1 protein-coding gene is annotated in these 860 nt (G+C 55.6%); it reads left to right on the top strand.

What is annotated here, in order from left to right:
• Positions 1-860: hypothetical protein (locus Q1B37_RS24185; protein ID WP_299903345.1), on the top strand; the 860-nt coding region annotated here is incomplete at both ends.

Here is an 860-nt window from a genome sequence, read left to right as displayed (position 1 = left end):
GGTCAAACAGGTGCCACAGGACAAACGGGAGCTACGGGACAAACAGGAGCTACAGGACAAACAGGTGCCACTGGTCAGACAGGTGCAACAGGACAAACTGGAGCCACTGGACAAACGGGAGCCACTGGACAAACAGGTGCAACGGGTCAAACTGGAGCTACGGGACAAACAGGAGCTACTGGTCAAACGGGAGCCACGGGACAAACTGGAGCCACAGGACAAACGGGAGCCACAGGACAAACAGGTGCTACTGGACAAACTGGAGCCACAGGACAAACAGGTGCCACAGGACAAACTGGAGCTACTGGTCAAACAGGTGCCACTGGTCAGACAGGAGCCACAGGACAAACGGGAGCTACTGGACAAACAGGTGCCACAGGACAAACGGGAGCTACTGGTCAGACAGGAGCTACGGGTCAAACAGGTGCCACAGGACAAACAGGAGCTACTGGTCAGACAGGAGCCACAGGACAAACTGGAGCCACTGGTCAAACAGGTGCAACGGGTCAAACTGGAGCTACAGGACAAACAGGAGCCACAGGACAAACAGGAGCTACTGGTCAGACAGGAGCTACTGGACAAACTGGAGCTACTGGTCAAACGGGAGCCACTGGTCAAACAGGTGCAACGGGTCAAACTGGAGCTACAGGACAAACTGGAGCCACTGGACAAACTGGAGCCACTGGACAAACAGGTGCAACGGGTCAAACTGGAGCTACTGGTCAAACTGGAGCTACGGGACAAACAGGAGCTACTGGTCAAACGGGAGCCACGGGACAAACAGGTGCTACTGGTCAGACAGGAGCTACAGGACAAACAGGAGCCACTGGACAAACGGGAGCCACAGGACAAACAGGAGC

The organism is uncultured Aquimarina sp. (genome assembly GCF_947492965.1).
Taxonomy (GTDB): Bacteria; Bacteroidota; Bacteroidia; order Flavobacteriales; family Flavobacteriaceae; genus Aquimarina.
Note: the sequence above shows the minus strand (reverse complement) of the source record. Positions and strands in the feature narration are given on the sequence as shown.